General features: G+C 45.6%; 19 protein-coding genes. 7 read left to right on the top strand and 12 right to left on the bottom strand.

The genetic code is table 11. The annotated features are described in order from the left end of the window. Nucleotides 1-169 precede the first annotated feature (169 nt). On the top strand, nt 170-316 hold the full coding sequence (locus AC0YN6_RS24710) for a hypothetical protein (RefSeq protein WP_475750161.1): 147 nt from the start codon (nt 170-172) through the stop codon (nt 314-316). A 196-nt stretch (nt 317-512) separates the two neighbouring features. Here AC0YN6_RS24710 and AC0YN6_RS24705 read toward each other — a convergent pair whose 3' ends face one another. Both AC0YN6_RS24705 and AC0YN6_RS24700 read right to left on the bottom strand, forming a co-directional pair. Continuing rightward, nucleotides 513-1187, bottom strand: a complete 675-nt coding sequence (locus AC0YN6_RS24705; protein WP_475750159.1) for a hypothetical protein — start codon at nt 1185-1187, stop codon at nt 513-515. A 212-nt stretch (nt 1188-1399) separates the two neighbouring features. Next, nucleotides 1400-2056, bottom strand: coding sequence for a DUF4085 domain-containing protein (locus AC0YN6_RS24700; protein ID WP_475750157.1), 657 nt, complete (start codon nt 2054-2056; stop codon nt 1400-1402). Nucleotides 2057-2362: 306 nt separating this feature from the next. Between AC0YN6_RS24700 and AC0YN6_RS24695 the strand changes: the two genes are divergently transcribed. Further along, nucleotides 2363-3010, top strand: a complete 648-nt coding sequence (locus AC0YN6_RS24695) for a 2OG-Fe(II) oxygenase (RefSeq protein ID WP_475750155.1) — start codon at nt 2363-2365, stop codon at nt 3008-3010. Between the two features lie 251 nt (nt 3011-3261). On the opposite strand, the gene AC0YN6_RS24690 is transcribed toward AC0YN6_RS24695, so the two are convergent. The 4 genes from AC0YN6_RS24690 to AC0YN6_RS24675 all read right to left on the bottom strand — a co-directional run bounded on the left by AC0YN6_RS24690 (nt 3262) and on the right by AC0YN6_RS24675 (nt 8094). After that, on the bottom strand, nt 3262-4761 hold the full coding sequence (locus AC0YN6_RS24690) for an S-layer homology domain-containing protein (protein ID WP_475750153.1): 1500 nt from the start codon (nt 4759-4761) through the stop codon (nt 3262-3264). Between the two features lie 138 nt (nt 4762-4899). After that, a complete protein-coding gene (locus AC0YN6_RS24685; RefSeq protein WP_475750152.1) occupies nt 4900-5592 on the bottom strand; it encodes a response regulator transcription factor in 693 nt (230 codons plus the stop codon). A 6-nt stretch (nt 5593-5598) separates the two neighbouring features. Continuing rightward, a complete protein-coding gene (locus AC0YN6_RS24680) occupies nt 5599-7071 on the bottom strand; it encodes a sensor histidine kinase (RefSeq protein WP_475750151.1) in 1473 nt (490 codons plus the stop codon). Nucleotides 7072-7215: 144 nt separating this feature from the next. Continuing rightward, a complete protein-coding gene (locus AC0YN6_RS24675; RefSeq protein ID WP_475750149.1) occupies nt 7216-8094 on the bottom strand; it encodes a LysR family transcriptional regulator in 879 nt (292 codons plus the stop codon). Between the two features lie 120 nt (nt 8095-8214). Here AC0YN6_RS24675 and AC0YN6_RS24670 point away from each other — a divergent pair, with 120 nt between their 5' ends. Further along, nucleotides 8215-8892 carry an ankyrin repeat domain-containing protein gene (locus AC0YN6_RS24670; protein WP_475750148.1) on the top strand — a complete coding sequence of 226 codons (678 nt, stop codon included), beginning with the start codon at nt 8215-8217 and terminating at the stop codon, nt 8890-8892. Nucleotides 8893-9052: 160 nt separating this feature from the next. On the opposite strand, the gene AC0YN6_RS24665 is transcribed toward AC0YN6_RS24670, so the two are convergent. The 4 genes from AC0YN6_RS24665 to AC0YN6_RS24650 all read right to left on the bottom strand — a co-directional run bounded on the left by AC0YN6_RS24665 (nt 9053) and on the right by AC0YN6_RS24650 (nt 12731). Further along, complete coding sequence (locus AC0YN6_RS24665) at nt 9053-10033, bottom strand: FecCD family ABC transporter permease (protein WP_475750146.1); 981 nt, start codon at nt 10031-10033, stop codon at nt 9053-9055. Then, nucleotides 10030-11055 carry a FecCD family ABC transporter permease gene (locus AC0YN6_RS24660; protein WP_475750144.1) on the bottom strand — a complete coding sequence of 342 codons (1026 nt, stop codon included), beginning with the start codon at nt 11053-11055 and terminating at the stop codon, nt 10030-10032. Before AC0YN6_RS24660 ends, AC0YN6_RS24665 begins: the two co-directional genes overlap by 4 nt. Nucleotides 11056-11061: 6 nt before the next feature. After that, nucleotides 11062-12030, bottom strand: a complete 969-nt coding sequence (locus AC0YN6_RS24655; protein WP_475750142.1) for an ABC transporter substrate-binding protein — start codon at nt 12028-12030, stop codon at nt 11062-11064. A gap of 110 nt (nt 12031-12140) precedes the next feature. Then, nucleotides 12141-12731: a helix-turn-helix domain-containing protein gene (locus AC0YN6_RS24650; protein ID WP_475750140.1), complete on the bottom strand. Its 591-nt coding sequence runs from the start codon at nt 12729-12731 to the stop codon at nt 12141-12143. Nucleotides 12732-13215: 484 nt separating this feature from the next. Between AC0YN6_RS24650 and AC0YN6_RS24645 the strand changes: the two genes are divergently transcribed. Then, nucleotides 13216-14019 (top strand): undecaprenyl-diphosphate phosphatase, encoded by an 804-nt coding sequence (locus AC0YN6_RS24645; RefSeq protein WP_475750240.1) that lies wholly within the window; start codon nt 13216-13218, stop codon nt 14017-14019. Between the two features lie 280 nt (nt 14020-14299). Next, complete coding sequence (locus tag AC0YN6_RS24640; protein WP_475750138.1) at nt 14300-15508, top strand: MFS transporter; 1209 nt, start codon at nt 14300-14302, stop codon at nt 15506-15508. 282 nt (nt 15509-15790) lie between these two features. Here the strand turns inward: AC0YN6_RS24640 and AC0YN6_RS24635 are convergent, their stop codons facing one another. Continuing rightward, nucleotides 15791-17050: an MFS transporter gene (locus tag AC0YN6_RS24635; protein ID WP_475750136.1), complete on the bottom strand. Its 1260-nt coding sequence runs from the start codon at nt 17048-17050 to the stop codon at nt 15791-15793. 137 nt (nt 17051-17187) lie between these two features. Between AC0YN6_RS24635 and AC0YN6_RS24630 the strand changes: the two genes are divergently transcribed. Next, the gene (locus tag AC0YN6_RS24630; protein ID WP_475750135.1) at nt 17188-17550 is read left to right on the top strand and encodes a DUF423 domain-containing protein; all 363 of its coding nucleotides are present in this window, start codon (nt 17188-17190) and stop codon (nt 17548-17550) included. Between the two features lie 62 nt (nt 17551-17612). Here AC0YN6_RS24630 and AC0YN6_RS24625 read toward each other — a convergent pair whose 3' ends face one another. Beyond that, complete coding sequence (locus tag AC0YN6_RS24625) at nt 17613-19058, bottom strand: TolB-like translocation protein (protein WP_475750134.1); 1446 nt, start codon at nt 19056-19058, stop codon at nt 17613-17615. A 280-nt stretch (nt 19059-19338) separates the two neighbouring features. Here AC0YN6_RS24625 and AC0YN6_RS24620 point away from each other — a divergent pair, with 280 nt between their 5' ends. Beyond that, the gene (locus AC0YN6_RS24620; protein WP_475750132.1) at nt 19339-21540 is read left to right on the top strand and encodes an S-layer homology domain-containing protein; all 2202 of its coding nucleotides are present in this window, start codon (nt 19339-19341) and stop codon (nt 21538-21540) included. The last annotated feature ends 134 nt before the right edge of the window (nt 21541-21674 follow it).

Here is a 21674-nt window from a genome sequence, read left to right as displayed (position 1 = left end):
GATCGTTTAATATTTGGCTCGCTGACCATTTCTAAGATAATCAATATCTTCACCTTGAATCGTCAAACTCTTTTCTTACTTTTTTACAATTTAAAACCACACTTACAATACAGGATATCACGTTTTGTCTATAATAAACTCATAACTAAAATACAAGGAGTGAACAAGTATGATGTTAAAAATGATGGATCCTGTAATTATGATGTTGGTACTGCGCAAAACGGTAAATGATGATGCGGAGCAAAATCACAAATGCAACTCGCAGAAAAAACAACGCACTAAGGGGATATGGCGTAAGTTCTATCGTAATTCGTAACTTGGCAGACAACAAAAGAAGGAATGAGTCGAAATTGAATACGAAAACAATAGAGACTCTTTCAAGAGTCTCTATTTACATTAATATTATGATGACTAGGAATTCAGTTATCAGGCACTAATAGAAGCAGATCTAGCGCTACAGTGTATATCGCTGCAAAGATTCGGTAATCTTTGCAACCATTTTCATATAAAAATCAATCTTGTAATTGTTTATTGTATAATTCGCTATTATCCCAAACCAAAATCCCAACCTTTTTTAAAGTCATGTAATCTATATCTTTCTCTGTGGGGTATGTTTGCAATGAAACTAAATTGATTTTACTTTCATCCATGCCTGCTATACGATAAACTACTATTTCATTACTTTTAATTTTTAATATCAAATCATACATTCTAAAATCCGTTCTTTCTGGCATATCTCCAACAATATGCTCAGCAAAACTCTTTAAATCTATCCACGAAATAACAGAGCGATGGATACCTGACCCCCATGAATATGCATAAACTAAATCCAAAGTTCCATCCTTATTGACATCGTAAGGCACTGCACTTGTTACACCAAGACCACCAAATCCATTACCTATATGAACAGCTTTTTGATTTGTTATGATAAATGTTTCCGAGCTTAAATCCTTAAAAAGCTGAAGCTTTGTTTTATCCCAAATATCAGAGGGAGTAATTTCAATAAGATCATTTTCCATATTACTCGATTGAGAAAAATCTTGAGTTGCTAAAATTAGTTTCTTTGCTTCTTCAATTGATATCTTCTTTTTTTCATCCTCGATTGATTTCTCATTGGAATCACAAGCCGAAAATAGAAGGCATACAGTCAAAATGGTTAAAAGTCTCATTAGTAACTTATATATCATTTAAATTCCACTTCCAAAACATAAAATATCTTCGGCACTTATATCATCAATACATGGGATACCCCTAGTAAAAAATTTCATAATTGTAGTATTCGCTGATTGATTAAACTATCCTGCCCGTTCGTATAGCTAATAAAATGAGCAGACCGCTGCAGCACCTGCTCATTCATGTGTATTATTGAACTATCGTTCGCGGTTAGTTGAACCGTGAATTACGATATAATCTCGATACTAACGTTTTCCGCTGAGATGGTGAATTCCATTAATGGCCCATCAAATAACACATGAAGTTCAAAACCGCTTTCTGTGAGGTATACTTCATCATAAAGCCAGCAGCTACCTACGCTTAATTTTGTAGGGTGAATATTCTCTACTCCCGTAAACGTTAGCCTGACATCCGTTAAATAATGATAGCCGCCTCTGCAATCCAAAGTCATGATAAACGTGTCCTTCGAAGGGATCTCAATCGAAGTTACTTGGGCATCATGTAATGACTTTTCAATCAATTGTATAACATTTTCAGGGAGTGAGCCTTTTATGGAGTCGTAGTAGTTACGGTACATAACCCCGATTGCTTTCGTTCGCTCATCATACTCCATTTTCCATTGGTCAGCCATTTTTCTAAGTTCATCTGAAGGAAATTGTGAGTTAATCGTTCCGTCTTGTATATAGGGATGAAAGAATTCCGGGAGATATTTTAGCAAGTCTTCTTTTTTATCCTCCAAATTGTTCCTACAAATTTCTTCGAAGTTCAAATTCTCGGATACATACCAAGCAATGTCGTCTTCCCAATCTTTCTTCGTTTCGGGGAAAACCAAATATCCTCTTATCTGCATTTCTTCGTACAACTCTTTAGTAAAATATTTCATTCTTTCCTCCTAATCTCATTTTGCTGACTCACTAAGTATACGGCTTATAAATATCTTTTGTTGCGCTAAACTGCCCGTTAGAACGGCTGAATTTTCAGCCGTACGGTGGGATAATGTTCTCTTATAATTCCCACATCATAGTCATTCAATAAAACTATTAGGCTGCTGGGTTTCTCTTGTTTTCTCACCCTATTTTATGTTAGCAGGCAGTTTGATTATTTCGACTTTTCAGAATTCAATAGATTGTACAGTTCCATTTTATGGTATAATTTATAGTAGAGGTCATAATATAGGGGCTGAATAAAAATGATAGGGAATACGAAAGAGAAAGAGCGGACTATATTTGATCATATTGGAAATACGATCAAGACAGAAGATCGAGAGATTCGAATTGTTGCCAAGTATGAGGAACCTCTAGTCGTCATACTAGGGAATGTGCTTAGCGATCAGGAATGCGATGAGCTAATTAAACATTCTAGGGAACAATTGCAACGTTCAAAAATAGGCGGAGATCGTGTAGTCAATCAAATTAGAACGAGCAGCGGGGTGTTCCCTGAAGAGAATGAGATGACTGCTAGAATCGAGAAGCGATTCTCTCAAATTATGAATATTCCTATCAAACATGGTGATGGCTTGCAAGTTCTGCTGTATACCCCTGGCCAAGAGTATCAACCTCATTATGATTTTTTCGCAGAAACGAGCCGAGCAAGTGCAAACAATCGAATTAGTACGCTTGTGATGTATTTGAATGATGTGGAGGAAGGCGGAGAAACGTCGTTTCCCATGCTTAATCTTTCTGTATCTCCTAACAAAGGTATGGCGGTCTACTTCGAATATTTTTACAATAATCATGAAATAAACGATTTCACCTTGCATGCTGGTACACCAGTGATCAAAGGGGAGAAGTGGGTTGCAACAATGTGGATGAGAAGACAAGCTCTGCGTTCATCCTAAAGACTATAGATAAAACAAAGTGGCTAAGCCCTAATCGTTACTAACAAGCATCCTTTTTAAGGTACGCTTGCTGGCTGGACGGTTAGGACTTAGCCGTTTTTCGTTGTATTGCTTTATTTAAAATGGGCTCATGCCTGCAGTATCTAATTTCTCTCCTGTAATCATAATTCCCATTCTCGAGGTAATGTCTCGATAATGACCGATACGGCGAGCAATAATAAGCTAGTTTCTTATATGATTACACTACTTATTTATTTGGAGCTTAGCGTCACTTTATCTGCAACTGCCCAGCTGCCTACCGGTGTGATTTCGTAATCAACGCCCGTTGCAAGCTTCCCGCTGTTTTGCAATTCGAACACGCCAACCGCACCTTTGCGAGTTTGTACTTTGTATTGCGCAGTCAGCGTCGTGCCGTCCGAGCCTTTCAATTGAATGGAACGGTAAGCGAACAATTCATCCATTGGATCGGCAGTCAGTGTGACGTTAAGCGTCACCGCATCGACTTTGGATACGGATGCGATAGTAAGCGGCGAGATGGTTTGTGCGGTAAAAGTATTATTTTCAAGCTCAAACCAGTCCGAGGTTACTGTATATTTCTTGCCCGGCTGCAGGGAAGTGCCTGCCGGAAGTCTGAATTTCGGCTCCTGCTTGCCATCCGTTGATTGCGTGAATCCAACATAACCAACTGTAATGGGTTCTCCGCCTTCTGGAGTCAGGATTGCCTGCCTTGTAGCAAGCGATGAAATCACCTGCATAGTTTGTCCATTATATTGGTTATTCTCATCCAGTACGATCGCGTTTGCCCCGCGGCCGCCAGCATAAGCGGAGATGAGGTAACCGTAATCGACTACGCCTTCTGAGCGGAAGGAGTCAACCTCGAAAGTATCTGAAGTGACTTGACGCACATCGTTAAGGCGAATCATCTCCTTACTTGCTGCTGCGGAGTGTGTTTTCTTACCTTTATAGTTCGTCGTATAAGTTGTTCCTGGCGTCATGGTTTGCACGGGAACGATATAAGTGGCAATAGATCCTGTTTTTAGGCGCGGCTGATTCACCAGCTTCAAATTATGGTCGAAAGCAAAATTAGCATTAGCTGCTGCGGTTGTCTCATCTTCCAAAGTAAGCGGTGCGGTGAACGTCACTTCAAAAGTGATTTTGTTCAATGCTTTAATCGATACGATCTCAGCAGATGCGGAACGTATAGCTTTCTCTGACAGCACTAGAAGCTGCGCGGTTTCACCGCGAGTAATTTTATCGTTACTGATCTTGAAGCCTTCCATCCAATATTGAACGGATTTCAAATCACGCTGCAAAGCTTTCGCGATCATTTGAGCGGCATCGGCGCTTGTAGCTGGCTTATTCGCTTGGAATTTATCTGCATTGTCAATAAGTCCGTTAGCTGCTGCAGTATCGACATAAGATGTATACCATTTGTCTTTCTTGCCTTCACTTTGCTGTGCCTCATTGCTTTGATCCAGATTAAGCGCAAGTACGATCATTTTGATTAGCTCGGCGTTCGTTACATGATTTTCGGCTCTCATTTTTCCGTCTTCATAGCCTTTAAGAACACCTTGGCTAACTAATTGTTGAATGGCCTGTTCAGCTTGTTGATTGAAACTCGTTACAGCCGATTGCTGAATATTAGATACAGGTGCCAATGATGCCGCCTGTGCTTGGAATGGGAGCAGTGCGCCTCCGCCTATAAGTGCAGTAAGAGCTACGATAGCCGCTTTCTGATTAATCTTCTTCATGGTTCACTTTCCTCTCGGTTTAAAGTGGTGTTTCGTTCATAAGTTCATCATAAACGACCACTCTAAATCCGCTGATAAGAAAGTATAAACAATTTATAAACAGAAGGATAACTTTTTTCATAGGTAATAAATGAGGCGTTAGATCGTGAATCGATAGCCCGCGCCCCAGACAGTTTCAATAAACTGCGGATTAGATGGATCTGCTTCGATCTTCTCCCGAATTCGCGATATATGAACGGTCACTGTCGCGATCTCCCCATTCGATTCCAACCCCCAAATCCGCTCGAAAAGCTGATCTTTATTGAATACACGATTGGGATTCTCCGCCATGAATACGAGCACTTCGAGCTCTTTTGTCGTGAGCATCACTTCTTTACCATGAACGAATACACGATGGGAGGACTTGTTAATTGACAGCTCTCGAATGACGAGGGTGTCAGATTCCTTGACCTTATTGCCTCCTGTAAAACGTTCATACCGCGCGATATGCGCTTTCGCTCTAGCTACCAGCTCGTTCGGACTAAACGGCTTCGTGACAAAGTCATCAGCACCAAGACCAAAACCGCGAATTTTATCAATCTCTTCGTTTTTGGCTGACACAATCAAGATAGGCACGTCCAGCTGATCGCGGATTTGCTTACATATCTCGAACCCGTCCACTCCGGGCAGCTGAAGATCAAGAATAATGAGGTTATGTCCACCTCCGAGTGCTTTAGCGAGTCCTTCTTGTCCATCGTGACTGAGCTCAACCTCGTAGTCATGCAGAATAAAGTAATCTCTCTGCAGCTCCGCAATGTAGGGGTCATCTTCAATTATTAAAATTCGTTTCATCCAGCATCACCGACGATCTACAAATATTTTTAATGTAAAAGAAACACTTGTCCCTTGACCCTGAACACTTACCGCCCAGATCGTTCCCCCATGGCCTTCGATAATTTGCTGGGCAATGGCTAGCCCAAGCCCGCTGCCTCCCGAGGCTTGACTCCGTGAAGGCTCCTCCCTGTAAAAACGTTCGAAGATATGCGGCAAGGAATCACGATGAATACCGGGACCGTTATCTGCAATTTTTACGATGGCATATTCCTCTTGTCGTTCAATCCCAATTGTCAGCTGCTTAGGGTCCTGATGCATATATTTGAGACAGTTATCGAGCAGATTCATGATTACTCGCTTCAGCTTCTCACGATCAGCAAGTACGAATAACGGCACCGAATGCTCCTCATCCCACTGTACTTTGACCACTTGGTTATCGAATTCGATGGCTAATTCGTCCACAATCCGATGAAGAAATGGACTCAGCTCCACCTGCTCGAATGAAAAGGGTTCTTTATTCAAGTCGAGCTTCGAATAGAGCAGCAGCTCATCCACAAGTCGTTCCATGTCTGTCGCTCGCGTATGAATCGCGCCTACATACTTGTTCAGCTTCTCTTCTGTATTGGTTACGCCGTCCCGTATGCCTTCAGCATATCCTTTAATCGTCGTAATAGGTGTCCGCAAATCATGAGAGATATTCGATAACAACTGCTTGCGATTCTCTTCGTAATGGAGCTGAAGCTGAATGGAATCGAACAATTGCTGACGCATTTGATCAAAGGTTTGAACGAGCTGACCGACCTCATCACGAGAGGTTGCATGCAGCTCGAACGTTAGGTCTCCATCCTTAATATGCTCAGCGGATTGTCTCAGCTTATCAAGGGGGTGAATGATTTTACGAGTCACATATCGATAAAGCAAAAATCCGGTTAGTAATAAGATAGCAACGAATATGATGATTAAAATAGGAAGCAGCGTTCGAACCAGTTCGGCGAACGGGCTTCTCTCTCGAATGACGAAGACGCTGCCTTTCTCACCCGTCTCAGGCGAGAAGTAGAAATCGAATTTAGCATAGGAGAAAAAGCGGCTTCCCGCATTCATGGTATTACGAATAGAATTATTGCCCATATCATAGTTGGGCAGGCTAGCTGTGAGATCCACGCCATTTAAAGTGGACGCTGCATATATAATTTTATTATTTTCGCGAACAACGAGTCCTGCCTGCACCATCTTCAATTGATAATCATATTCCGCCAGCAGAATCGGATCCTTTAATCGTTCCGGGTCATGCTTGGCCAAATATTTCATATCCATAAATAGCGTTTCCTCTTCCTCAGAGAGCGGGTGGAGGGAATAATGAATATTGTAGAAGCTGCTAATGCTGCGAAAATCGCCTGTTACTGCAACGGATAGCAGATAGGCAGTCAGTACAAATAGAATAACGGAGACGACAACTACCGATGTGAATGAAAGCAGCAGCCTGAATCGAATTGACATCTTCCACCCCTTCCTGCCTTATTGCACCAGCTAACGAATTGGTTTTATTGTGCGCTTTAATGATGAATTGTAGTTTAGTTTGCCAATTGTCGCAACAGGATTATCAACTTTCTATTATCGATAGTGAAATCAACAGTCCAGCTCTCAGCTATTTATCTCCTTCATCAGATCGATGAAGTGTTGTGCTGTCTTTGTTAAATAACGATCCTTAAGCCAAATTAATCCGGTTGAAAATATGAGCTGACTGTCTGTGATGGCAAAGGATTGAATATCATAACCACGATGCAGCTTCAGAAGAGATTCCGGCACGATCGTTGTCCCGTCTCCGGAGGATACCCATTCCATTAACGTTACCATATCCGAGCATTCCCCGATCACATTCGGACGCAAGCCGCGTTCAGTGAATTGATCAATAATGCTCTGATACAGTCCATGGCCTTCTGTACTGGGCAAAATGAGCGGATAACGCTGGATATCAGCGTAAGTGAATGATTGTGAATCCGGTATGAATGTTTTGGCGGTTACAAAGTGAAATGGCTCAGATTGAAGCTTTAGCACTTCAAAATCATTTAGTTCCATTGGCAGCCGTACGATCGCAAGCTCGATGGACCGCTCTCTGAGGAGACGAAGAAGCTGTGCCGATTCATTTTGCTGTATTTTATAGGTGACCCCAGGATAGCGAGTCTTAAATGTGCGTAATTGCAGGGGCAATGAGGCTGAGGATAATGTGTTAACACCAATCATCAATTTCCCTCGTGTACCCAAACCAATTTTTTTTACTTCGATTTCGGTTTCTTCGAGGAGCTTGGTCAAATGAAGGGCATGTTTGTATAACGCTTGTCCTGCGTCGGTCAGTTCCAAGGCTTTGCCGTTTCGGATGACAAGCAGAACTCCGAGTTCTTGCTCCAAACCTTTCAATTGCTGCCCAAGCGGGGGCTGCGTCATGTGCAATCTTTGGGCGGCAGCAGTAATTTGTTTCTCTTCCGCGATAGCAATGAAATAACGAAGCTGGCGAATATCCATCGAGCAAATAGCCTCCTATTCGAATGATAAAAGTATGAAAAATGAATTTTTTAAATATTTTTCGTTTGTTGGTGGCTATGATACCATAGAAATAGTTTCTGAAGGAAGAGGTAACCGAAAATGCGAGTTATTATGATATTCGTCATTATTTTGCTAGTGACAGGGTGTCAACAGCAAGCCAATCTTACGGAAGAGGATGTGACTTCATTGAAAGTATCGATTATACGGGCAGCTGAAAGTGGAGATACAGATAAAGTTTTACAAATGATCAAAGATGGAGCAGATATTAACGCCAAAGATGCTGGGGGAAGAACTCCGATTTTAGCCGCTACACATGGCAATAAAGCGGATACAGTTAGAGCGTTAATTGAAGCTGGAGCTGATATTCATTTGCAAGATAACAAGCTGGATAATCCTTTCTTATATGCAGGAGCGGAAGGAATGCTTGAAATCGTAAAGCTCTTGATCGATGCTGGCGCAGATCCTGCAATTACGAATCGTTTTGGAGGAACAGCACTCATTCCTGCTTCTGAGCATGGCTATGTTGAAGTGGTTAAGGAGCTGCTTACTCGATCGAAAGTCGATGTAAATCACGTCAACAATCTAGGATGGACGGCATTAATGGAAGCAATCATATTAAATAATGGCGGGAAAAACCAACAGCAGGTTATACAGCTGCTCATTGAACATGGGGCGGATGTGACTATTCCGGATAATAATGGGGTCACTCCATTAGAGCATGCGAAAGCTAATCATTTTACAGCCATTGAGCGTATGTTAGTAGATGCTGGAGCTTAAGCACGGGAGAGATGGAGCCGTTTCAAAAAGGGTAAACTTTTTGAGTTAATTACGATTGAATCGCTTTGAACGATCACGAAAACGGCCATGCGGGTCTAAGCCCGCATGGCCGTTTTTGGATTTCTATCGATCACTAGTTTCTTCAGCAGACTCCTATCACCTAGCGTGCTCTGAGCCGCTCGCGCCGTAGCAGGTAGATGAAGTAAGGCGCGCCGATGACGGCTGTCGTGATGCCGACGGGCACCTCGCGCGGAATGATGAGCACGCGGCCGGCGATATCGCCGATTAGCATGAGATCGGCCCCGATGAGCGCGGCCAGCGGCAGCAGCCATTGATGGCGCCCTCCGACGAGCAGCCTCGCGATATGCGGGGCGATCAAGCCGACGAAGCCGATCGAGCCGACGGCGGCGACGGAGCTGCCAGTCAAGGCTACGGCGAGGAGCAGCAGCAGGAGACGCTGCTTCGGGACGTTCAAGCCGAGCCCGGAGCTGCCTTCGTCGCCGAGCTGAAGGATATTCAGCTTGCCGTAATTCAGCCAAGCTACCGGAAGCAGAATCGCGATCCATGGCAGCAGCAGCATGACATGATCCCAGCCGCGGGCCCATAAGCTTCCGGACATCCACAACAACGCCATATTGACGTCGGACGGGTGCTTCACGAGAAGGTATTGAATGCCCGCTTGGAACACGGCTCCGACCGCCACGCCTACGAGCGCGAAGGAAGCCGGCGACAGCGTCATTCGTCTGCTGAGCAGCACGAGAATGAGCAAAGCGATGAATGCGCCGGCGAATGCTGCAACGGGCAGTACGTAGCTTGGCGCTCCCGGGAAGAGGAAGATGACGATGGTCGCTGTGAAGCCGGCCCCCTTCGTAATGCCGATCACGTCTGGACTTGCAAGCGGATTGCGGACGACGCTCTGCAGGATGGCGCCTGCTGCTGCCAAGCCGAACCCGGCGAGCGCCGCGACGATGACGCGCGGTAGACGGTACTGCAGCACGATATAAGAGGCCGAAGAGTCTTGCAGCGTCAGGCTCGCCCATAGCTCGTGAAGCGGGACTGGGACTGCGCCCACCCGCAGCGACACTGCCGCTAGCACAAGTAACAGAAGGAACGAGGTCAGGATGGCGATCCATTGTTTCATGCGGCATTCCTCCTTTGCTTGCGGGCCAGGTAGATGAAGAACGGACCCCCGAGCGCTGCGGTGACGATTCCGACCGGCGATTCGAACGGGTAGGCGATCAGCTTGCTGAGCAGGTCCGCGTACACGAGCAGGCATGCACCGAGCAGCGCGGTCAAAGGTACGAGCAGCGTGAGCTTCCCTCCGATCAAGTAACGCGCCATATGCGGTACGATCAAGCAGACGAAGCTGATTGGTCCGCAGATGGCAACGGCAGAGCCGGACAGCGCGATGACGAGCAGAACAGCGATGCATCGGACGAACGCGACGCGTCCGCCGAGGCCAGCCGCTACCGCGTCATCCATGAACAGCAGCCGGAACGAAGGAATCATCGAGATGAGTACGGCAAGGCTTATGATCGTAATGGGAAGCAGCGTCGCGACGTCTTTCCACACCGCGCCGCTTGTCGATCCGACGAGCCAGAACATCATACTGTCCGTGGATTGCTGGTTCAGAATCATCATGCCTTCGGTCAGCGATGATAGCAGGAAGTGAACGGCAATGCCGGCAAGCGCAAGCTGGATATGCTGCTTCTGCCGCTGCGTCCCTGCAAGCGCCCAGACGAGAAGGGCGCCGAGCGCCGCGCCGGCGAAGGCGAATGCGACGGTGCCGAAGAGGGACAGGCCGTTCACGAGTACAAGTGCCGTGACAACTGCCAGCGATGCACCGGCATTGATGCCGAATATATGCGGCGAAGCAAGCGGGTTGCGGGTCGCAAGCTGCGTCAGCAGACCGGCAAGCGCCAAGTGGACGCCGACAATAATAGCCGTTATCGTTCGCGGCATGCGCAGCGTCTGGATATAGAGATGGGCTTTATCGTTGCCTTGGAACGATACGGCTTCATACAGCGTCCGCCACGAGACATGAGCTTGTCCCCACTTCAAATTGCCGATGATTCCGAGCAGGAGCGCGAGAAAGAAAAAAAGGAAGAGCAGAAGCGCCGGGCGCTTCTGCTTTACAAATACATGCTGTGCTGAATCTGTCATTCGAGTCTACTCTCCCAGGTTGGCAACCAAGTCTTGGATAATGTGCTCGGAGCTGAGCAGTCCGCGGGACAGCGCCCAATTGCGGCGTTCAACCTTAAATACTTTGTCGTTAGCTACAGCATCGATTTTGTTCCATAGCGGGTTTTTCTCCCACTCGTTAATAATGGTTACTTCCTCCGTTGGCAGCAGGAAGATCGTTTGCGGGTTCGTCTCTACCAGCTGCTCTAGGCTAAGCTGCGGGTAAGACTCTTCGTTTTTGACCGGATCGTTGAAGCCGAGCGAAGTCAAGAACGAGCCGACGTAGGAGTGGTCGGAATGAGCGAAGAACCCTTTGGGATTAACGACCGCAGGCAAAATTGAAATGTCGGCGCTCTTGATCTTAGCCTTTGCCTCTTCGATCTTCTGCTTGTGCTCCTCCAGACGTTTCTGGCCTTCCGCTTCCTTGCCGACTGCCTTCGCAATGACCGAGTAGTTGCTCAGCATAGTGTCGTAGTCAGCGAGATGGTCATTTAGAACGAGCGTTGGCGCAATGCCATTCAGCTGCTCATATACGTTTTTGTGATGGTTCAAATCGGCAATGATCAGGTCAGGCTGCAGCGAGCTGATCAACTCGATGTTCGGCTCGTAACGCGAACCGACGGACGTATAGTTGCCGAGCTTGTCTTTCACTTCGTCCATCAGGAGTCCAGCATCGCCGTCATCGGCTACGCCGATAGGCTGAACGCCGAGCGTAGTCAGAGCATCGGCATAGCTGAATTCCATAACGAGGATGCGCTCAGGCACATTGTCGAGCTCGATCTTGCCAAGCTCATGCTCGATAACGATGTTTTCGGACGGGGCAGCGGACGGCGATGTGGAAGCCTCTCCGCTTGCAGCAGGAGCGTTGCTATTGGAATTGCCGCAAGCCACAAGGGCGAGGGCTAATATTCCGATCAGAGCAGGGGTAACGATTTTTTTCAAATGCAGACGAAGCATAGTGGTTTTTCCTCCCGCGAATCAATGATTATGATAATTATTATCAATAGAACTTATTGTAAGGGGTGAGAAGCCGTTCGACCATATCTTATTTTAAGAAAAAGCATGTCTTATTTTAAGATTTGTGGACGATGCTCTTTCTGGTAGGCTGACGGTGAAATGCCGGTCTCCAGCTTGAACATTCGGCTGAAGTAGAAATAGTCGGAGAATCCGACCTTGCCGGCGACTTCCTTGGCGGAGAGAGAGGTTTGCTCGAATAGCTGCTTCGCTTTGTCGATGCGCAAGCTGCGCAAATAGACCGTCATTGTGAGGCCTGTTATTTTTTTGAACATGACGGTGTAATGACCTTCGCTCATTCCGGCGCGTCTGGCCAGCATGGGAAGAGAAAGCGGGAGCATGTAATGTTCATTGAGATACGAAACGGTTTCTTCGATGGATCGAGCGGTCGATGGGACCGGCGGCTTCAGGACGGACTCCCGTAAATAAATATATAAAATACGCTCCAGCATCAGTCGTCTGCGGAACAGGTAAGCTGCTTCTTCATTCGATTCGAACTCCCTATCCTCATTCTTGTTATCCATTATGTCTTGTTGGCGCAGCAGTTCGTCGACCATATAATGAATTTTTTCTTCGCTGAACGTGCGGAGCGGACCACTCAAATCCCAGACGGAGCCCTGCGGCTTCAGATGGTATTGAAGCACGACATATTCCGCTTCCTTCGTGCGCGGGATATCGATTTGGAACGGCGCGTGGTCAGGGTGGCAGGCAAAGCCCTGCGAGCATATGACAGGCGCACCGCTGGAAGCGGTAATCGTGACGTGACCGCGCCTTACGATGACAATGGCATAGCTTTCGGTTGGAAATGTGAGAGTTTGTGTGGAGCGGGATGTCCGAACTTCCTCAAGGCACGGGATGACGGAATTTAGTTGATGAAAATCCATTTTGAGCACACAGTCCTTTCAAGGAAATTCGAGAGTCGCTATCTCTTTATTATACATGGACGGATGCGAGGAGAAAGGGGGTTGACGTTGCGAATCTTACAACATTGTAAGGTAAATAAAGGGTGTTGTAATCAGAAACGATTGATTCGGCTGCCTTGTTTATTTTAAACTAGTATAGGGCTGGAAAGCCGCTGGCAGTATATCATTCCGCTCTAGATTGATTCAGGAAGGTGGATCTACAGTTATGCAAGATTTTATTAACGCGATTATATTAGGTATTATCGAAGGTCTCACCGAGTTTTTGCCCGTGTCTTCGACGGGGCATTTGATCTTGGCCGGCGATCTGCTAGGTTTTGAGGGAGATGCGGCGAAGACGTTCAAAATCGTCATTCAATTAGGTGCCGTAATGGCCGTCCTCATTCTGTATTGGAAGAGATATATGGTTATCTTGAAAGACCTGATGAGCTTCAACTTTAAGGCAAAAAACAAGCTGAACGCCATCCATATGGTTCTTGCCATGATTCCGGCTTTGGTTGTGTACCTGCTCTTTAACGACTATATCAAAAGCGTATTGTTTGGATCCGAGTCGGTGCTCATCAGCTTGATTCTCGGCGGCATCCTAATGATCGTAGCGGCAAGGACCAAGCGGAAGGTAACTGCGGAGGAAACGGACAGCATTTCTTACAAGCAAGCGTTTGGCATCGGTATGTTCCAATGTTTGGCCCTGTGGCCGGGCTTCTCCCGGTCGGGCGCGACGATATCGGGCGGCTTGCTGCTCGGCACGAGCCAGAAGGCGGCGGCGGACTTTACGTTTATGATCTCCGTTCCGGTCATGTTGGGCGCGACGGTGCTGGATCTGTACGACAGCCGCAACCTGCTCACTTCGGATGATTTGGTCTTGTTCCTAATCGGTTTCATCGCCGCTTTCATCGTGGCTATGATTGCTGTCGTGACGTTCCTTAACCTCATCAAACGTCTGCGTCTCGAATGGTTTGCGATTTATCGGTTTGCATTGGCGGCGTTGTTTTACTTTTTTGTTATTCGATAGAAGGCGAATTGGGTTTATAGGGGCTGCCATCTGGCGGTCTCTTTTTGTTGTTAGGGTTCAACCAAACGTAGCAGGTCGAATGATTCTGGAGAAGCGGGCTCGATAGTGTTTCATTCATGGTTTCACTTGTCAGTTGGACGTATACCTGCTATTATCGTAATGACTTATTAAATGTGTTTAATAAGTTGTCGTGATCATAGCAAATGGATCACCAGCCCTCGGATTGAGAGTAGGGATTTCATAAACGAAGAAGCGGCTAACATGAAGGAGCATACGACCTATGGCAACGTTTTTTTTAATTATTATTTATTTGGCGTTTATTAGTTTAGGATTGCCGGATTCATTGCTCGGATCGGCATGGCCTGTGATGAGAACGGATCTGAATGCTTCATTAGGAACTGCTGGAATTATCTCTATGATTATTGCAGGAAGTACGATTGTATCAAGTTTGCTCAGTGGTACTGTGCTGCAACGCTTTGGCACGGGGAAAGTGACATTGGTAAGTTGTATCATGACTGCAGGAGCTTTGCTTGGATTCGCATGGTCTCCATCGTTAGTCTGGTTAATTATCGTCGCGATTCCGCTAGGTATAGGCGCGGGATGTGTAGATGCAGGTTTAAATAACTATGTTGCTGCTCACTACAAAGCTCATCATATGAGCTGGCTGCACTGTTTTTGGGGAGTAGGGGCTACACTAGGCCCAATTATTATGGCTTCGTTTATTTCGGGTGAAAACCTTTGGAGACAGGGCTATCTTACTGTAGCGATTATTCAATTTATTTTGGTCATCATTCTATTTATTTCGCTTCCTTTGTGGGACAAAGTTGCTAAAAGCAGCAATGTGACAAATGTGGTTGCGGCTGATGAGCCGCTTAATCAAGAATTAGAGGAAATCCCGGTGACAACAAAGCCATGGAAAATACAAGGGGTCAAGCTAGCGATGTTAACCTTCTTATTTTATTGTGGAATTGAAGCAAGTATGGGGTTATGGGGAAGCAGCTTTCTCGTAAATATAAAAAACTTACCGGCCGCAACAGCAGCACAATGGGTTTCGTGGTTCTACTTGGGAATTACAGCTGGTCGAATGATTACCGGATTTATTACTTTTAAAGTGAGCAGTCGAATGTTGATTAGGTACGGACAGATTATCGCATTAGCGGGCACAGTATTGCTGGTGCTTCCGTTACCGCAAGTCCTCTCGCTCATTGGATTTGTAGTTGTAGGCTTGGGATTAGCGCCAATCTTTCCATGTATGCTGCATGAAACACCTGCACGGTTCGGGAGAAACAATTCCCAGTCCATCATGGGCTTTCAAATGGCAGCTGCCTACACGGGGAGTACGCTAGTGCCTCCTGCTCTTGGATTGCTTGCAACAAATATAAACATTAGCATTTTTCCGTGGTTTATTACTTTGTTTGCGATTGCGATGCTCTTGTGTACGGAAAAGCTAAACCATTTTCTGAAAAGATTATATGTGCGAATAAATTAGATAAAAAGCTCAGAGCGATGATAAGCATTCATAACGACAGAAAAGAGACCGTCTGGTTCAACCAAACGGAGCAGGTCGAATGATTCTGGAGAAGCGCCAGCGCTCGCCTTTGTTCGCGGATTCCTTCCTCGTCCAATTCAATCCAGGAATCCGCGAACAACAGTGATCGGAAGAACATTCGACTGCGTAGTGAATTTGGGAACCACATTTGTTCTGAATAGAAAGGGGCTGTCCCATCGTCATCTTTGATGACTTTTGAGACAGCCCCTTTTGAGCTTTTGATCATCCTAAAGCAGTTGCACGTTTCTCGCGGAATAACATAAAGAAAAGCATAGAAGCGGTGACATACAATATTCCTGTAATGCTGAACGTAATCGCATACCCCCAATAATAGCCGTAGGTAGCAATGAGATGAGAATGAATAGGCCCCATTGTTGCCCATCCAAGCATAAAGGCTGTCTGCAAGCAGGAATTAGCAAGGCTTTGCCGTTTGACAGAGACCCGGTCGATTAGAATAGCGGACTGCAGCGGATTAGCTGCATTCATAAGTGCTTGTCTGAATAAAAAGCTGATCGAAGCCACGAGCAGTAAATTCGTAAAGCCTGTTAATAGCAGGAATGGCAATGATAATGTTTGGAAAATAACGATTGCTTTCACTTGTCCGACTCGATTAGCGAGTGACGGACCAATGAGCATGGAAATAATGGTCATCACTTGACCTAATGATAGCAGTAAGCCCATTGCACTAAGCGATACTGAGAAACGATTCGTGAAATATAAATTCAAATAAGGAACGACAAGTCCAGATCCGATACCAATCAAAAGCTGTATGGAGGTAAACTTAATAATGAATGAGAGTTCACCGCTTGGTTGTGCCTTCTGAGTTGAAGCAGGCGACTCGTTCGGAACCTCCGCACTAGCCTTCTGGTTACGTGCTGATTCTCTAATGGCCTGTATCGGTAGAAACGCCGCTATAGTTGCCATACTGCCTGCAAGTAAAACTATTTTGAAAGAGAGCAGCTTACTTAAGCCTGCTGCTTGCATAACATCGGCAATGACACCTCCCCCGAGGCTGCCAGCAACCTGAGAAGCGAGCACAAAGGCAGAATAGATGCTGAATATACGTAATCGATCTGCCTTAGCTATATTTTCGGCTAGGAAGGGAATAGCTAGTACTTGAAAGATAGCAGCAAATATGCCTGTCAGAACGGCCATTGTTAGCAGACTGCTCTCTGACTCAAATAAAGAGCGGCCAGCAAGTACTATGCCGCTGCATAGGGCGCCGATTACGAGCAATCTCTTGCGGCTGGCGCGATCACCGAACAAACCAATAGGTATGAAACACAGTGCCGTTGCGAGTGATTGCATACTGACGACTTTTCCACTCATGGCATCGGGGTAACCGAGTTCGTGGATGTATAGGTTGTATAATACTGAAAACATGCCCGTTCCGATTTGATATAACATATTCGCTAGAAAGAATAGACGAATATTTCGGGACCAGCTTTGCCACTCTGTGGCGGTTGATTGAAAAAATTTCATTTAATTGCCTCCTGATGCTGTTCCAAACAACCATACTATTGTAGCAGTCGTAAATCAAGACATGAGAATAATTCCCTTCCCGCTTGCCGTCATGATATGCTTAACATACGAAATTATTAATGAGGTGAGAGATTAATATGCAAACATTTATTATGCTTGGCAGTGTTTTAATGGTTTTGGCGGTCGCTATTGGCGCATTCGGCGCACATATGCTGAAAAGTAGGTTAGCACCCGATAAGCTGAAGGTATATGAGGTAGGTGTACAATACCACATTGCACATGCTTTAGGATTAATTCTAGTTGGGTTGCTGGTTGGTCAATTCCCGGATGCACAAATTATCGTTACTGGAGGCTGGTTTTTGGCAGCGGGAATTATTTTGTTCTCGGGGAGCCTCTATGTACTAAGTGTCGCAAAAGCAAGGTTCCTCGGTCCAATTACGCCGCTGGGCGGACTTTCATTTATGATTGGCTGGGTGCTGATCGCGGTCGGTGTCCTGTAGGAGCATTGTGTTAATCAGAAAAGATCGCCCAACCGTCTAAATTAGAAGGTTGGGCGATCTTTTTATTTCAAAGAATAAGTCCATGTGGACATTTTCTGGGATTCTTCCACATCCTCTTGAATGGTGACAAGCAAGGTGTGATCATTCACCCAGGAAAATTCTAAGATGGTTGCCGACGGATTGATCCCCTCAGGAAGTGATTTAATGTCGGTTACGGTGTTGTTGTTCAGATCTACAATTTTCATATAACGCGCTGTTGACCCGTCCTCAGGGGCATAGAGCATAGCTGCATAGGAAAGATCGGAACTGAAGCTTTGAATACCGCGCATGATGATTCGGTCATCGATTAGATTTGAAAACATGTTATGGATAACACCTTTACCATCCACTTTTGCAATATAAAATTGGCCGCCGCTGCTCAGTTGTGCAGCATACGCAATCAATCCATCCTTCACGCTATAAATAGTGGGTGGTTTACCCTCCAGCTCAACCTCTTCTCCCTTCAAGTTAATTACTACAGGAGTAACGCCGGTATCTTGATATTTCATAGCTATGATAAGATCGGAAGTCAACCATCCTTCTACTTGGTAATCAACATCTCCTGAATGTGTAATCATCGTTTCAACACCGGAAGCAAGGTCATAAACGAATAAAGCGGCTCCTCGGTCTTCAATATTGTTTTTTCTTGAGAAATAAATTAGTTTTGTGCTATCGGGACTCGGCAGTATACCGGCATTCCAATGCACAACGTTCTCCTTATATAAGTCGAATGATTGCTTAACTAATACCTCATAAGTTATTCCGTTAAAGGTACTGGAGGATAGTTGTTCTAGTTGGTTGTTAGAGCGGTTTATTAGCCATAGTCCCTTTTCAGTAGATACAAAATGCTTTTGCCCATCTGGTGTTGCCGCAAACTCTACACGGAAGTTATTATCGCCTTTGGGGAAAATAATGCTTTTGCCGTTAACCTGAATGGTTTGCAGATGAAGCGTTACATCACCATGTTCGGCTGCAACAGTTGTTTCAAATATCTGCGGAGCTATTGGCGAACTGAGGATGCTGCCATTTAAGGTTCTAATCGTCCGAGCGGCCTCGACCATTTCATTCTGCAATTGAACCCAGTTTTCTTTGAGATACCTGCCATCTTGAAGCACGTTATCAACCATGGAGGCATTAGGATCTGCCTTGATGGCCTCTATTTCCTCACGGGTCATCGGCACTGCCGATTCATCAACAAGTGATAACAACGCTTCTGCATAATCACTGTCTTGAGGGATGCTGAACAAAACGGGATGTTCTGTGTCTCTGTGCAGCAATTCATAATATTCGTCGCTGACAAAGGTCCAGCCAACCACCACGTTGTTATCGACAGGCGGTGAAGGTGTATTTTCGATAGATGGCGATGTATTGATTGTTGAGGTTGGAGCGGTCTGAATCGGTGGTTTGGAGTTCGTACACGCGCATAACAACACGGAAAGAAGTGCTAAAAATGCAATATTTTTAATCATGAGAACTAACCCCCTATTGTTCGAGAAAGAGTTCGTCAAGGAACAGCCTTACACTAAAGCTTTACTTAGCGGCTCGTAATCAACATCATTCAGACGTTATAAATAGTAAAAATGTTCCTATTATAGACTAATATTTAGAAAATTTATCCATATCGATTTTACACATAATTAACCAAACTAATACGAATAATTAACATTGCTCCTTTATACTGTGGTTGTTACAAATTTGCTCCAACGGTTAATGATTTGTGCAACTATGAGAAGAGGGGTTTACAACAAGATGAACAACAAACTAAAAATTTTTATTTGCACTTCACTTAGCTTGCTAGTGCTGTCGCAGTCCATGCTAACGGCGTCTGCTGCGGGGGACAAGCCTAGTTCGAATTCTGGAAAGTGGATGTCGGGTGAATATCATACGCATACACTGCAGTCGAGCGATGCCTCTGAACCCGTTTTGAAGCTTGAAAATGTACTTAATGCTGCGTTCCGTGAAGACTTGAGCAGTTTGCCAAAGGAATCTGTGGCCTCATTAAATTATGGTGAGCCGTTTGATTATCTCGTCGTGACGGACCATCTTCGTAATTCACCAAGAGATCCAGAAGGCAACGATAAGGCTACCGCACGATGGGAAGCCATTGCGGACCAGCAGAACAAAATTGCGCAACTGAAGAAGAGCGGGAAATATGCTGGCAAAATGATTTACACTGGCTTTGAGTGGGACATGATGGGGCTTGATCATGCTTCGGTCGGAATTGTTGATTCTAAAAGTGATGCAGTACCTATAGATGCGATCCATCAATTTGAATGGTTGTACAGCTACGATACCACTGCGGACAGATTTACATCGAATGAAGCAAAGAAATGGGGAGAGCGGCCCTCCAAGGATGAGCTGAAAGCGGACAAAGACAAATCCTATGAAGCGATTGAATGGCTTAAGAAGCAATATCCTGAAAGCTTTGTTTTGCTGAACCACCCATCTAGGCACAATGGCAGCAACAGCGGCGTGGTCACAATTGAAGACCTGCGTAAACTGAATGATATTGCGCCTGACATTGTCTTCGGGATGGAAGGTATGCCAGGAAACCAGATGGCAGCGAGCGAGAACCGATCTGAACTGGAAGACATCTATGGCGGCGCTGATGTCATGATTTCGCAGGTTGGCGGCATATGGGATGCACTGCTTGGCGAGGGACGTCGGTTCTGGAATTTTACAAACTCGGACTTTCATTTCAAAGTAAGCAGCAATCGGAAATATTCCAGCGGATACTGGCCAAGCGAATATTCGAGAAACTACACATGGGTTGAAGGCGACACCTTCAAGGATGTAGTCGATGGCATGCGCTCGGGTAAATCCTACTCCGTCTACGGCGATCTGATCAATGAGTTGGACTTCAAGGCAAGCGGAAACGGCAAGAGCGCAGAAATGGGCGAGGGTCTTCAGATGTCATCGGGTGAAAACACGACGATCACTATTAGGTTCAAGAGCCCGGAGCATAACAACTATGCGCCGATTTCTGAGAATGGAACCACAGTCACAAATAAGGTTAAGGTTGACCATATTGATCTCATTTCCGGCGAGGTTACTGGCAGTATTGATGAGAGTCAATATGCGAGCAATACAACGAATACGACGACAAAAGTGGTTAAACGCTTTACGGAAGCTGATTGGGGAGCGCCGGATGCAGAAGGCTATTATTCCATTACGTATACAGTGCCGGCAGATACCAATCGCTATTACCGTCTGCGCGGTACCAATCTAGGTGTAAATGTAGAAGGTTATACGCAAAACGGCGAACCGCTGAAGGATCCTTCTTTTGATTACGAGGGAACGGCAACTCCGGAAGAGAATGAGCAACGTTTCAATAATATTAATGACCGGAACTATACGAGTATGTGGTTCTATTCCAATCCAATCTTCGTAAATGTAGCGGACAAAGTTTCGTTCACTGACGTGAACGGCCACTGGGCAGCTTCTGCGATCAACAGTGTAGTCAAAGAGGGTCTGTTTAATGGTACCTCGGAAACGAGCTTTAGCCCGAATACGGCTATGTCTCGTGGAATGCTGGTTACCGCTTTGCACCGCCTTGCAGGTAAGCCTGCAGGAGATGCTCATCTATTTAAGGATGTCAAAGCAGATGCTTATTATAACGACGCGGTAGCATGGGCAAGTACGAAGGGCATCGTAAAGGGAATGGATCGCGAGCGCTTTGCTCCTGAACAATCGGTTACGCGTGAACAGCTGGCGGTGATGGTCTACAACTATGCCAAAATCATGGGCAAGGATGTAAACGCGAAAAACACTCTTGCTGGTTTCACGGATGCAGGTAAAATTTCTTCTTGGGCGTCCAGCGCGATGAAATGGGCAATTGACACAGGTCTTCTGACTGGCAAAGGCGGCGGTATTCTTGACCCATCGGGCAAGGCGACTCGTGCCGAGGTTGCAGCGACCCTTCAGCGCTTCTCAGACAGCATCAAATCATAAGTAGTAATTAAACATTTGTCAGACAGCCCTCATCTTGAAAATAAGATGGGGGCTGTTTAGCTTTTACAAAGGATTTGAGTTGGTTTATTAGCAAAGAGCGCTATTTGTGTGCGGAAAGGGTATAATTATGGACA

This window comes from Paenibacillus sp. J22P15 (assembly GCF_056269345.1).
This window is presented reverse-complemented; position numbering and strand designations above follow the sequence as displayed.

Bases quoted from the DNA above. Each gene is read 5' to 3' on its own strand.
- AC0YN6_RS24710 (WP_475750161.1), top strand. From the start codon at position 170: ATGATGTTAAAAATGATGGATCCTGTAATTATGATGTTGGTACTGCGC.
- AC0YN6_RS24705 (WP_475750159.1), bottom strand. From the start codon at position 1,187: ATGATATATAAGTTACTAATGAGACTTTTAACCATTTTGACTGTATGC.
- AC0YN6_RS24700 (WP_475750157.1), bottom strand. From the start codon at position 2,056: ATGAAATATTTTACTAAAGAGTTGTACGAAGAAATGCAGATAAGAGGA.
- AC0YN6_RS24695 (WP_475750155.1), top strand. From the start codon at position 2,363: ATGATAGGGAATACGAAAGAGAAAGAGCGGACTATATTTGATCATATT.
- AC0YN6_RS24690 (WP_475750153.1), bottom strand. From the start codon at position 4,761: ATGAAGAAGATTAATCAGAAAGCGGCTATCGTAGCTCTTACTGCACTT.
- AC0YN6_RS24685 (WP_475750152.1), bottom strand. From the start codon at position 5,592: ATGAAACGAATTTTAATAATTGAAGATGACCCCTACATTGCGGAGCTG.
- AC0YN6_RS24680 (WP_475750151.1), bottom strand. From the start codon at position 7,071: ATGTCAATTCGATTCAGGCTGCTGCTTTCATTCACATCGGTAGTTGTC.
- AC0YN6_RS24675 (WP_475750149.1), bottom strand. From the start codon at position 8,094: ATGGATATTCGCCAGCTTCGTTATTTCATTGCTATCGCGGAAGAGAAA.
- AC0YN6_RS24670 (WP_475750148.1), top strand. From the start codon at position 8,215: ATGCGAGTTATTATGATATTCGTCATTATTTTGCTAGTGACAGGGTGT.
- AC0YN6_RS24665 (WP_475750146.1), bottom strand. From the start codon at position 10,033: ATGAAACAATGGATCGCCATCCTGACCTCGTTCCTTCTGTTACTTGTG.
- AC0YN6_RS24660 (WP_475750144.1), bottom strand. From the start codon at position 11,055: ATGACAGATTCAGCACAGCATGTATTTGTAAAGCAGAAGCGCCCGGCG.
- AC0YN6_RS24655 (WP_475750142.1), bottom strand. From the start codon at position 12,030: ATGCTTCGTCTGCATTTGAAAAAAATCGTTACCCCTGCTCTGATCGGA.
- AC0YN6_RS24645 (WP_475750240.1), top strand. From the start codon at position 13,216: ATGCAAGATTTTATTAACGCGATTATATTAGGTATTATCGAAGGTCTC.
- AC0YN6_RS24640 (WP_475750138.1), top strand. From the start codon at position 14,300: ATGGCAACGTTTTTTTTAATTATTATTTATTTGGCGTTTATTAGTTTA.
- AC0YN6_RS24635 (WP_475750136.1), bottom strand. From the start codon at position 17,050: ATGAAATTTTTTCAATCAACCGCCACAGAGTGGCAAAGCTGGTCCCGA.
- AC0YN6_RS24630 (WP_475750135.1), top strand. From the start codon at position 17,188: ATGCAAACATTTATTATGCTTGGCAGTGTTTTAATGGTTTTGGCGGTC.
- AC0YN6_RS24625 (WP_475750134.1), bottom strand. From the start codon at position 19,058: ATGATTAAAAATATTGCATTTTTAGCACTTCTTTCCGTGTTGTTATGC.
- AC0YN6_RS24620 (WP_475750132.1), top strand. From the start codon at position 19,339: ATGAACAACAAACTAAAAATTTTTATTTGCACTTCACTTAGCTTGCTA.